This window comes from Paraburkholderia sediminicola (assembly GCF_046026675.1).
Lineage (GTDB): Bacteria > Pseudomonadota > Gammaproteobacteria > Burkholderiales > Burkholderiaceae > Paraburkholderia > Paraburkholderia sediminicola_F.
In genome coordinates this window covers 2740524-2751591 of record NZ_JAQQEY010000001.1, presented here as the reverse complement: position 1 = coordinate 2751591, position 11068 = coordinate 2740524, and the positions used below count along the sequence as shown (strand labels likewise).

At 61.5% G+C, this 11068-nt stretch carries 12 protein-coding genes; 7 read left to right on the top strand and 5 right to left on the bottom strand.

Translation table 11 applies throughout. The features are described 5' to 3' along the window. The first annotated feature begins 11 nt into the window (after positions 1 to 11). The 4 genes from PQQ86_RS11810 (at position 12) to PQQ86_RS11795 (ending at position 3895) form a co-directional block, all read left to right on the top strand. Positions 12 to 440 (top strand): DUF5681 domain-containing protein, encoded by a 429-nt coding sequence (locus tag PQQ86_RS11810; RefSeq protein WP_408266778.1) that lies wholly within the window; start codon positions 12 to 14, stop codon positions 438 to 440. Further along, the gene (locus PQQ86_RS11805; protein ID WP_408266776.1) at positions 437 to 742 is read left to right on the top strand and encodes a hypothetical protein; all 306 of its coding nucleotides are present in this window, start codon (positions 437 to 439) and stop codon (positions 740 to 742) included. The genes PQQ86_RS11810 and PQQ86_RS11805 overlap by 4 nt, the downstream gene beginning before the upstream one ends. 51 nt (positions 743 to 793) lie before the next feature. Then, positions 794 to 3019 carry a transglycosylase SLT domain-containing protein gene (locus tag PQQ86_RS11800; protein WP_408266774.1) on the top strand — a complete coding sequence of 742 codons (2226 nt, stop codon included), beginning with the start codon at positions 794 to 796 and terminating at the stop codon, positions 3017 to 3019. 645 nt (positions 3020 to 3664) lie between these two features. Then, positions 3665 to 3895, top strand: a complete 231-nt coding sequence (locus tag PQQ86_RS11795) for a DUF4224 domain-containing protein (protein ID WP_408266772.1) — start codon at positions 3665 to 3667, stop codon at positions 3893 to 3895. A gap of 35 nt (positions 3896 to 3930) precedes the next feature. On the opposite strand, the gene PQQ86_RS11790 is transcribed toward PQQ86_RS11795, so the two are convergent. The 4 genes from PQQ86_RS11790 to PQQ86_RS11775 form a co-directional block, all read right to left on the bottom strand. After that, entirely contained in the window at positions 3931 to 4458 is a 528-nt protein-coding gene (locus PQQ86_RS11790; RefSeq protein WP_408266770.1) for a DUF4823 domain-containing protein, read from the bottom strand. 139 nt (positions 4459 to 4597) lie between these two features. Next, complete coding sequence (locus tag PQQ86_RS11785; protein WP_408266768.1) at positions 4598 to 5374, bottom strand: hypothetical protein; 777 nt, start codon at positions 5372 to 5374, stop codon at positions 4598 to 4600. A 306-nt stretch (positions 5375 to 5680) separates the two neighbouring features. After that, positions 5681 to 6979 (bottom strand): lysophospholipid transporter LplT, encoded by a 1299-nt coding sequence (gene lplT, locus PQQ86_RS11780; RefSeq protein ID WP_408266766.1) that lies wholly within the window; start codon positions 6977 to 6979, stop codon positions 5681 to 5683. A gap of 218 nt (positions 6980 to 7197) precedes the next feature. Next, positions 7198 to 8001: an inositol monophosphatase family protein gene (locus tag PQQ86_RS11775; protein WP_408266764.1), complete on the bottom strand. Its 804-nt coding sequence runs from the start codon at positions 7999 to 8001 to the stop codon at positions 7198 to 7200. Positions 8002 to 8068: 67 nt separating this feature from the next. Here PQQ86_RS11775 and PQQ86_RS11770 point away from each other — a divergent pair, with 67 nt between their 5' ends. From PQQ86_RS11770 to cysE, 3 genes are all read left to right on the top strand, one after another. Then, complete coding sequence (locus tag PQQ86_RS11770) at positions 8069 to 8221, top strand: hypothetical protein (RefSeq protein ID WP_408266762.1); 153 nt, start codon at positions 8069 to 8071, stop codon at positions 8219 to 8221. 144 nt (positions 8222 to 8365) lie between these two features. Next, on the top strand, positions 8366 to 9202 hold the full coding sequence (locus PQQ86_RS11765; RefSeq protein ID WP_408266760.1) for an RNA methyltransferase: 837 nt from the start codon (positions 8366 to 8368) through the stop codon (positions 9200 to 9202). A gap of 182 nt (positions 9203 to 9384) precedes the next feature. After that, on the top strand, positions 9385 to 10227 hold the full coding sequence (gene cysE, locus PQQ86_RS11760; protein WP_408266759.1) for a serine O-acetyltransferase: 843 nt from the start codon (positions 9385 to 9387) through the stop codon (positions 10225 to 10227). On the opposite strand, the gene PQQ86_RS11755 is transcribed toward cysE, so the two are convergent. After that, positions 10228 to 11025: a UDP-2,3-diacylglucosamine diphosphatase gene (locus PQQ86_RS11755; protein ID WP_408266757.1), complete on the bottom strand. Its 798-nt coding sequence runs from the start codon at positions 11023 to 11025 to the stop codon at positions 10228 to 10230. Between the last annotated feature and the right edge of the window lie 43 nt (positions 11026 to 11068).

Sequence of the window (11068 nt, the reverse complement as noted above, 5' to 3'; positions counted from 1 at the left end):
GTCAAGATCCGATGACCCAAAGAAACACAAGCGGACGCTTCCTGCCTGGCGTATCGGGCAACCCAGGCGGACGCGCGTCAGGCGTGGCTCGCCGCATCCGCGAGTTGCTGGAAGCTGACGTCGAGCAGTTCGTCGAGACACTCAAGAATCTCGCAATCGCAGGTGACCCGGTTGCGCTCAAGCTCATTTTCGATCGCCTGTATCCGGCGCCGAAAGCAGCCAGCGAAGCAGTTCAACTGCCGGCGCTGTTTCATGCGGACAGTTTCGACGGGAAAGCAAATGCGTTGCTTGACGCGATCGCGCGGGGCGAACTGGTGCCCGATGCGGGCGCACAGCTGCTGTCAGCGTTGGCGGGTGTCCTGCGCGTGCATGAAGTCGACGAACTCGCCCGACGCATCGCCGCGCTCGAAAATCCGATCAACGGTGAGGATCTGCTATGAGCGAACTGATTAAGCGTCTCGAAGTGCTAGAGCGGGCAAAGGCCGCCACCACGATCCACCGACCAACAACCGACGGCGAACGCGTCGCAGCTTTCGGCGTGTATTTCTCGCGTTGCCGTAGTCGCTATCCGCAACTCTTACCAGCGAATGACGAGGGCTGGTGGCCTTTCGAAACAGGTAAGCCGAACACGATTCGCGACGATGCGATCGAAGCACTGGCACGGACCGGCGATCCCGTCGTGCAACTCCTGCTTAATGCTCTTGCACGGAAGAATGCCGCCGAAGGCCGCGATCTGCTGTGACGTCGTGCGCGAACGTAAGCGTAGGTCACACAAACTACTCAAGGAAACATCATGCCCGTAGTTCCGTCACTCGATCCCTCGCAGTCAGTCACGCCGAGCCAGGCGTCGGACTTTCAGGGCTCAACAACCGTTACTGCTGGCTTGCTCGACCAGGGCTCGCAGCAAATCAGCCAGGCCGGCGACGCGCTCGGTCAGACTTCGGATGCGATGTCGCAGATCGCGATAGATGCACAAAGCCGGATCACCCAGACTCGGGTCGACGACGCGAACAATCAGGTGCAGGCTGCAGCGTATGCGCTGAAATACGACCCTCAGAATGGGTACGTCAACAAAACAGGCCTAGCGGCTATGTCTCCGGACGCCAACGGCGTAATGCCAGCTGATGCAGCAGTTGCCAAACTGAACGACACAGCTCAATCGATTCGCGCGACGCTTCAACCCGAGCAGCAACGAATGTTCGACATGAACTACGGTGAGTTCGCGACGCGGTTTGCGGGCGAGGCGCTTGCGCACGAAGGCCAGCAGACGAGGCAGTATTCGCTGGACACAAACAACAGCACCATAAAGCTCGCCCAGGACGCAGCAGCGCAGGATTTCGCCAACGCAGATCTGTTGAACGCACATATCGCGGCAGCTGGCAGCGCGGCATACAAGAATGCCCAAGTGCAGGGGCTCGGCGGCCCCACACTAGACCAGACGGTGAAAGCCGCTGAATCAGACACGATCATCGCGGCGTATCAAGCCGCGGTTGCAAAGGGCGATTTCACCAACGCAACTGCGATCCAGTCGAAATACGGCGCGTTCCTCACCGCCGACCACGCAGTCGCAGTCGACAAGACCCAGGCCGTGATCAACGATCAGACTATCGGCGCCGCCGTTGCGCGCTCGGCGTTGTTGCCGACGGCAGTTGCGGCCACGCCGGCTGGGCAGGCTTTCGGCGCAAACGTGCGGGTCGAGTCAGGCGGCAAACAGTTGAACGCTGACGGCACGCCGGTCACGTCGTCGAAAGGTGCAATCGGTGTCGCGCAAGTGACGCCCGACACCGGCCCTGAGGCTGCGGTCGCTGCGGGCGTACCGTGGGATCCGGTTGCGTTCCGCACGAACGCCGCTTACAACCGCCTGCTCGGACAAGCCTACTGGGCGAAGCAGCTGGCAGCAAACAACGGTGATATGCAGAAGGCCGACGCCGCGTACAACGGTGGCCCCGGCGCGCTCGATGCGGCAATCGCAAAGGCGCAGGCCGCAGGCGCTCCGAACACCTGGCTGCAGTACATGTCGCCTGAAACGCAAGCCTATGTACAAAAGGTCGCCGCGGCGCGGCAGTCGGGCGCGGTATCGACCCCGACGAAAGCTGACGTTTATGCCGCGATCGACACCGATCCCCGCATCGTTACGCCTGGACAGCGCGCGGTCGCGTACGCAGCCGCCGACAGGCAATTCGATGCTCAGCAGGAAGCGATCAAGCAACGGTACACCCAAGCACTGGCGAGCGCGCAGGCGTCGATTCTGCAAGCCAAGGGCGACCTAACGCAGGTGCCCGCGACGATGCTGGCGTCGGTGAATCCAAAGGACGTGCCCGATTTGCTCAGCTATGCGGGCAAGATCCGCGAAGGCGGCACGACCACGAACCCGGCGCTGTATCAGGATGTCGTTACGAACCTGCCGAAATACGCGGCGATGTCGGATGCGCAGTGGTATTCGACAGCTCAGCCGAATCTCTCAGCTGACGACTTCAAGACGCTTACGAAGCAGCGGGCGGATGTGATCAACGATACCGGTTCGAATGCGCCGGGTAGCTTGAACCTCAGCGCCATCAATGACGTGGTGTCGCAGCGGCTTACTTCGATGGGGATCAACCCTAGTCCGAAGATGGCAGGCTATAAGCTTGGCGACATAGCCCACACGGCAGGCTACGACGTTGACCTTGGAACGCGCGTTGCCGCGATCCGGCAGTTCATTAATGACGGCATCCTCGATGCGCAGAAACAGGCCGGTCGGAAGTTCACTGAAGGAGAGATTGCAACCTTCGTTGACGGGCAGTTCGCGCGCTCGGTGACGCTGCACAATAGCCTAAGTTTTGGGCTTTTCTCGATCGATCGTGGAACGCAAACCTACAACATGCTGACCACAGACAATCGTGAAGTTCCCGACGATGTTTGGAAAAAGTTGCGGGACGATTTTTGGGCGAATGGTGTGTCAGATCCGACGTACGGGCAAATGATGGGAGCGTTCTGGCACTACAAAAACGCCCAGGAACGAGCTGCGGGTAAGCCGTAATCGTCTAGCGCGACCGCTCGAAGGCGGTGCCTGACAAAGTTAGGAATCGCCTAACATATTGATTTAAAAGAAAAATATCTTGTTATGCGCTGCATTGTCGGCTATGCTTCAAGCCATCGATGACACAACATCGATCGGGTTTAGCAGCCCGAACACATGCGGCGGACTACCGCCGATGGCGGTATTTTTTCGTCTGTGTCTGTGCGCCTTCAATGGGCGGCGATGGTGGGGAGGCTTCGGCCTGCTGGGTTCCGTATGTCCCAGTCTGCTAACCCCATCGTCTGCCGCTCACCCCGTTTAGCAGCGGGCGCGGCGCTAACTACATACGGAGTTCGTCATGCAAGATCAATTCGTGTTTCCGCTCACGGCCGCTAGAGTCGGGGCCCTCTCTCCGGCAGATCTGTTCGTGCTAAGCGAAACCAATCCCGCGGTACGAGACGGCGATTGCGTAGTGTATGTCCCGGCCGCCAACGTAGCTGCCGATCAGTTTTGTGTCGCCCGCGTCGACGGTGTCGTCGGAGTACACCGCGGCGCCCCATCGAGCGGCGAGCTGATTGGTCGTGTCACGGCGTGGGGCAGGGCACATTGACGAGCACGGGCAGCGGCATGCGACGAGCGTGTCGTGTACCGAGGTAAAGGAGCGGTATGGAACCCCGACTTATGTCCGATGACGATCTCGCGACCGTGACCGGAAAGAAGCGCTACTCGAAACAGGTTGCCTGGTTCAAGCAGGCGTTTGGTATTGATGTTGTCTGCAACGCGCGTGGTCGGCCGGTCGTCACGTGGCAGCTTTATGAGGCGCTGCTCGCGAAGAGGGCAGGGTTGGCGGTCGACGGAAAGCCCCCACAACGCGACGTCGAGTTGTGCTTCGATTGAAGCAGTTAAGGCACCCAATCGGGCGCCGTTTCGCTTTATCGCGGGTAGAGCGAATCGATGTAGTTCTGTACGGGCTCACGTAGCAGGCTTTCGGGCGACGTGCTGGTGAATGACATTATCCGGCTGCGACCGCTCAGTTCGATATTGCTGACGGTCGTGCCGCTGGGGACGTCGACCATCGACAGTGTGATTGCCATTCGGCTCGGGCGACCTGACCACTCGGTTGCTCGCGGCTCCCAGTGCGAGATGACGGGGATCGCGGCGTACCGGGCGCCGGCCGCTTGAGCTGCCGTGATCGTCTGATCGCGCCCTGCTTGCACGTCTGCGATCGTCACCGCGGAACCGTGCTTTGCGAACGCAGCCGCGATAGCCTGGGCCGCCGTGCGACCGGAACCCGGATACGTTTTGTCTTCGTATGCGCCGTCGGCGGGTAGTGCAACATAGACCCGTGAAGAGGGTGACAGCTGCGTCGGGATGGCGCCAGAACCGGCGAGATCCTGCTTTTGATATGAAGCCGTGCACCCAGCAAGGGCGATACACGCCGCGGCGATCCAGATTTTCATGTGCTTCCCCGTGTCTCGTTCTAGTTGGTGGGCTGACTTTATCGCAACCCGCGAGTATGATCCAACGAAAAGAGCCCACGCTAAGCGCAGGGTGTCAGATCGTGCAGACTCACGCGAGAGTGACCGCGCCGCAGTGCGCTTAGCCAACCCGAAACCAGTTGGTAATGCGACCGCATTGCTCCTTCCAGAAGTGCACCTCGCCGGTTTTGCTGAATGCGTGGCTGCAGATGTAGGCGGCGATGTCAGCCAGTTGCAACAGCGGCAAGGCGTTGGCGGCGACAATATTGGCGTTCAGTTGGCCGAATGCGTCTCCCATCTCAAAAAACCCCGCGTAGTGCGAGTCCGCGCGAGTGCGCTTTTCGCCGATAAAACTGACCTTGGTTTTATCTTCGGAAACGTAAATCTCACACTGGGAGGCAGTCGGCCCGTACCGTCCGTTCTGGTCGAGCGGAAAGCACGAGAAAGCCATCATGCCAAGAAGTCCTTTGGGATCTGGGGTCACCGGAAGCTTGACCCCGGGACTGCCATCCTGATTGAAGAGTTGCAGTTCGTTCCCGAGGCCCGCAAAGAAAGTACTGGCATCCTGGACGGCAAAATGAACACGGGCATTCACGTCGTTGATGATCGTGATGGCTTGCGCGGTAATCGATTGGACGTCGCTAGGAGAAAGATGTCCCAAGGCCGCCTTTTCACGCTGCTGCCCGCTGAACAGCGTTCGGCAATGAAGAGTTATCTCTTGCGGGATTTTGAATCGCTTTTTCAGTCGCTCCAGTTTTCGCTCGGCAAATCGCACGCGCGTGCGTGGCACCAATACGAAAGCGAAAGAGAGTGAGTCCCCGTACTGACTGTCGTCGCCGAACGCAACGAAGGGTGCTTCGCGGGCGCGGCCGACCTGAATGGTTTGCGAGGAACTCATAGCGCGGCGGTGGGTTTATTTTTGTCGGGTATGTATAGCTCCCGGTATAGGTCATCGCACCGCGTACTGGGTCAGCGTTGTATGACGGCCACAAAACGCCTATGCATCATTGGCGTGTGTTGTGCGACGTCATTGGCCGCTGCGGTTTGAATGCCCATCCTCGGTGTCTTTTTGCGTTAGCTGTTCAGGGCGTGAGTTTAACCTGCCAGCGCGGCGAGCGGACCCTGGCCGGATGGCTAATCCACAAAGCAGCTCACGTGTCGCAACGCAGATTCTCGCGCCCGCCGGGCGATTCTCGCCATGTCGTCATTCTTCAACGAGCGCTCGCATATCCATCGTGCGCTCATTCACGGCGCTGCGCCGCTTTGCGAGCCACATCATGAACGTGATGAAACTGCCGAACACAACAATGATCCATTGCGCTGGCATCCTGGCTGTCAGCAGTATCGCGTAGGCCCCGAGCATCAGCAGAACGGCCAGATTCTGGTTGAAATTCTGCACCGCGATCGAATGGCCCGCGGAGAGCAAGGTCGCGCCGCGATGCTGGAGTATGGCGTTCATCGGCACGATAAAGAAACCGGACAGCGCGCCGAGCAGGATCATCAGTGGATAGGCGAGCAGGATATAGATCGGCAGCACGTACGAGCCGATACGAATGCCGGCGCCCGCCGGAAACAGGTCCTTGTTATAGAACGCCACGGCGATCGCTACCGCGCCGGTCAGGATGCCGACAGGCAGCACGCGCAGCGAACTGCGCAACGGAATCAGCGCGGCCGCAGCAGCTGCGCCGACGGCGATGCCGAGCCCCGTTACGCCTTGCATCACTGCCGCCTTCGAGAGCGACAAGCCGAGGTTCACGTTCGCCCATTTGAGCACCAGCAATTGCAGCGTGACCGCGCCACCCCACATCAGCGTCGTGACCCACAACGCGATCTGCGCGAGCTTGTCGGCCCACAGCACGTTGAAGCAATGATAGAAGTCGCCGACCAGTTTCTTCGGCTCTGTCAAACGGTTCGGATAACGCGCGCCGGTGTCGGGAATGAAGATGTTGATCGCCGCCGCGATGGCATACGTGACCATCACCGCGAACATCGCCAGATCGGCGGAAGAGCGGATCAGCGGCAGATGCGCGTGCGCGACGAATTTATCGGCGAGGGTGCTGATCAGCGCGCCGCCGACCATCGTGCCGACAATGGTCGACAGGACGGTGGCCGACTCGAGCCACGCGTTCGCCTTGACGAGTTTTTCCGCGGGCAGGAGCTCGGTGAGAATGCCGTATTTGGCTGGCGAATACGCGGCCGCGCCAAAGCCGACCACGCCATACGCAATCATCGGATGGACGCCGGCGATCATCATCAGGCAACCGCTCGCCTTGAGCGCGTTGGAGATGAACATGACGTGCCGCTTTTGCAGCGCGTCGGCGAATGCGCCGACGAACGGGGCGAGCAACACGTAGGAGACCGTGAAGAAAATCTGCAGCAGCGGCGTGACCCAGGCGGCCGAACGGATCACCGATAGCAGGGCGATGGCGGCGATCAGCAGGGCATTGTCCGCGAGCGACGAAATGAACTGCGCCGCGATGATTGTGTAGAAGCCTTTTCTCATGAAGCGGATCGGAAGCTGCGCGGAAATCTGACGGGAAGCAGGGCGCTGCAAGAAGCGCGCAAAACGCAGCCGGCGATGGAGCGTGCCGGCGCGGCCTTCCGCTTTGTAGCACGAACGCCCGGCGGATGCTGGCGGGTCAACGAAAAAGCGGCCGAAGCCGCTTTACGTATTACCGATGCCGGCGCCAAGCCGGCCAGTCGAGACCTGAGACCTGAACCTTAAGCCGATTGCTGGCGCGTGCGGCTGTAGCGCGACAGGATCGGGATCATCTGCGCGTAGACCTTCGGATTGCCAGCGACGATTTCGCCGACGTGCAGGAAGTCCGAGTCGCCCGTGTAATTACCAACCAGACCGCCGGCTTCCGTGATCAGCAGGCTGCCCGCGGCGACGTCCCACGGATTCAGGCCTTGCTCGAAGAAGCCGTCCATGCGGCCCGCGGCGACGTTGGCCAGATCGAGCGCGGCGGCGCCCGGACGGCGCAGGCCGGCGCAGGCTTCGGTCATTTCAGCGAACTGGCGGCCGTACGCTTCGAGGCCGTCCTTTTCACGGAACGGGAAGCCGGTACCGATCAGGCCGTCAGCCAGGCGGTCGCGCTTGGCGACGCGGATGCGTCGGTCGTTCAGGAACGCCCCGCGGCCGCGCGAGGCGGTAAACAGGTCGTTGCGGGTCGGATCGTAGACCACGGACTGCGTCACGATGCCCTTGTGGGCGAGCGCGATCGACACGCAGTAGTACGGGAAACCGTGGATGAAATTGGTGGTGCCGTCGAGCGGATCGATGATCCACTGATATTCGGACTCGTTGTCCGACTTGCCGGATTCTTCGGCGAGGATGGCGTGATCGGGGTAGGCTGTCTTGAGCGTATCGATGATCGCCGCTTCAGACGCTTTGTCGACCTCCGTGACGAAATCGTTGTGCTGTTTCTTGCTGACCTGGAGCAGATCGAGGTCGAGCGACGCGCGGTTGATGATCTGGGCTGCGCGGCGCGCGGCCTTCACAGCGATGTTGAGCATGGGATGCATGAGACTGGATCCTTGTGCCGGGGCAGCACGGCTGCTTACCGGTAAATGAGCGCGGGATGAGCGCTAATTGAGCGCCATCAAAGGGCGCGGAAACAGCACGGAACGCACGTCCGGTAAAGCACCGGGTGCGCATTCCGCCGACGGAGACGAATTGGATAAGAACGAGGCGCCGGAGCTTTCACAGGAGAAAACCGGGCGCGAATATTGGTATTTTACCTGAGTCCGGGCGCCGGGGCAGCGCTTGCTGTCCGGTATGGCGTGCAACGGTCCGACGGCATGGTTCTGGCGCGGCGCACACGCGTATTTCGGAGCCGATGCGGCGTTGGCGCTACCATACGCGTTCTTTAGCTTGCCGAGTTTCATCGTGGACCACACCCACCATTCTTCCGATCCCGCCGTGGCGGACCTGCGCGGCGGTTTTACGTCGACGCGCTTCGTGCTCGTCGAGCCCAGCCATCCCGGCAACGTCGGCGCCGCGGCGCGCGCGCTGAAAACCATGGGGTTTTCGCGCCTCGTGCTGGTGTCGCCACGTGTGCCGCACGTGCAAAGCGATCCGGAAGCCATCGCCATGGCGAGCAGCGCCGATGACGTGCTGGCGTCCGCGCACGTCGTCCCGACGCTTGCCGATGCGTTGAATGGCGTGCATTGGTCGATTGCGCTGACTGCGCGGCTGCGTGAATACGGGCCGCCGCAATGGACGCCGCGTGCCGCGGCCGGCGCCGCGCGTGAGCAGGCTCTACATGGTGAGATCGCACTGGTGTTCGGCAACGAGCGCACGGGCCTGTCGAACGAGGACGTCGAGCGTTGCAGCGCGCTCGCGCATATTCCGGCCAATCCCGCCTACAGTTCGCTCAATCTTGCGCAGGCCGTGCAGGTGTTGGCGTATGAATTGCGCACCGCGTACCTGTCCTCGGGCGAGGCGACGGCTGCGGCATCCGCGGTGGCTCAGACGGCCGCCGGGCAGGGCGAGCCGGTCGGCGCGCGTGCAGCGAGCGACGAAATCGAAAGCATGTACGCGCATCTGGAGAGCGCGCTGGTCGCGCTCGAGTTTCTCGATCCGGCCAATCCGAAGAAATTGATGTCCCGCTTGCGGCGCCTGTTCGCCCGTTCCGGTCTGGAGCGCGAGGAAGTGAATATCGTGCGCGGCATCGCCAAACATATTCTGCTGAAGACCAGGCCGCCCGGCGGCGACGCGTCTTAAGGGCTGCTTGCCCATCAATCTACGACCTTGCCGGCAGCGTGGGCTTCCGGCAGGTTTCGCGCAATCGCCCTACAATCGCTCGAAACGTTCTAAGCAAAGCTGCCGATCTGCTATGCGGCAAGCATCCGCCGTGCGTGGCGTTTCACGCAGGTGGTCTTTTCCCCCACAACATAGTCCCTGCCATGTTCACGAGACTCCGCGAAGACATCGCCACGATCCGCGAGCGCGATCCCGCCGCCCGCAGCGCCTGGGAAGTCCTCACGTGTTATCCGGGTCTGCACGCACTCGTGCTGCACCGGCTCGCGCACGCCTGCTGGCAGGCTAAACGCCGCTGGCTCGCGCGTTTCATCTCGCAGATGGCGCGTTTCATGACCGGCATCGAAATCCATCCTGGCGCCACGTTGGGCCGCCGTGTGTTCATCGATCACGGCATGGGCGTCGTGATTGGCGAGACGGCGCAAGTCGGCGACGACTGCACGATCTACCAGGGCGTGACGCTTGGCGGCACGTCGCTCACGCGGGGCGCGAAACGGCATCCCACGCTTGAACGCGGGGTGATCGTCGGCGCGGGGGCGAAGGTGCTCGGCGGCTTTACGATCGGCGCGGACGCGAAGATCGGTTCGAATGCGGTGGTCACGAAGCCGGTGCCGGCACGCGGCACGGCGGTCGGGAATCCCGCACGGATCATCGTCCCAGCAGCGGCCGCTATGGCTGCAGCGGCGGCGGGTTCGGCGAGCGCATCGGCAAATGGCGCAGCGCGTGAGTCAAAGGCAGTGTCGGAAAAAAGCGCATTCTGCGCCTACGGCATCACGCCAAATGCGGATGATCCTGTATCGCTGGCGATTCACGGTCTGATCGACCACGCAGCGACGCAATCGAAGCGTATCGACGAAATCGTCGACGCGCTGGAGCGGCTGGGAACCAGTCTGGAAGGCTTGCAAGGCGCCGATGCGGCGCTGCTCGATCTGCGGCGCCTGTCGGCCGCGATTGCAGGAAAGGTGGACGGGGCAGTGGCGGAGCGCTAGTCAATTCAGCGGCAACGCCCGAATCCCTTCCGCATCGATCCGCAGATAACCGCCACGGCGCTCGCCGTGGTCGACATCCCAATCCGGCAACACCCAGCGCGTGCCGCCCGGCTCGCGATGCCGCGCCGGACGATGCGTGTGCCCATGAATGATCGTGGCCGTTTTCGAAACCTTGAATAACGCAGCGACGGCCTTGGGCGTCACGTCATACTTCGGCGAAACCGGACGCGAACGGCCTTGCTGGCTTTTCGAGCGCATGTTTTCCGCCAGCGCCTGACGCCAGCGAAACGGCCACGCGAGAAACAGCATCTGCGCGAAACGGCTGCGCGCAAAGCGCCGGAAAAATTGATAGCCGCGATCCGCGGTGCAGAGGCCGTCACCATGCGCGAGCACGATCCGCGTGCCGAATGCGGTGATCACGAACGGATCGGGCAGCCAGATCGCGCCGGCCGCTTTCATGAAGCGCTTGCCGAGCAGAAAATCGCGATTGCCGTGCATGATGTAGAGCGCGATACCGCGTTCCGAGAGCGTATGCAGCAACGCCGCCATCCGCGCGACGAACGGCTCGACGAGCATGTCGTCGCCGATCCAGTACTCGAACAGATCGCCGAGAATGAAAACCGAATCCGCCTGCTCGGCCGTGACGCGCACGAAGTGTTCGAACGCGGCGACCGTGTGCGGAATCGCCTCGCTCAGATGAATATCGGAGAGGAAAAAAAACGGGCGTGCGGCGTGCGGGCGTTTGCCCTCGCCAGGCACGCCCGCGGCGACGCTTCGCAGCGGCGTTTCTTGCAGCATTGAAGGTGCCTGATGTCAGTTCAAACGGGTTGGCCCTTGTCGG